Here is a 290-nt window from a genome sequence, read left to right as displayed (position 1 = left end):
AAATAATAAGAAGGCGGCCTCTTTAATGGCACGTTTTTTCTTTTCTTTCACTTTTTCAAAGCCGTTCAATGCAATCACCTCAATTAAAATATACAAGAAAAAATAATGGAAAACAATAATTTTGAAATACGGACATATAAATATTTCAAAAAGTTGTTGCGAATATGAAAGATGAGGAGTACAATAATTTTGAAATATCACATATTTAATATTTCAAAAAATGAGGTGGAATTATGATTTCAGTTCAAAATGTCACAAAACAGTTTTCAAATGGAAAAGGTTTGTTTCAT

At 26.9% G+C, this 290-nt stretch carries 1 pseudogene; it reads right to left on the bottom strand.

Features of this window, described 5'->3' with window-relative positions:
• Positions 1-138 (bottom strand): annotated as a pseudogene (locus tag MR113_RS27660) (TetR/AcrR family transcriptional regulator); the annotation flags it as partial.
• Positions 139-290: the final 152 nt, after the last annotated feature.

The sequence above is a fragment of the Bacillus cereus group sp. BfR-BA-01379 genome (assembly GCF_022663605.1).
GTDB lineage: Bacteria > Bacillota > Bacilli > Bacillales > Bacillaceae_G > Bacillus_A > Bacillus_A mobilis.
This window is presented reverse-complemented; position numbering and strand designations above follow the sequence as displayed.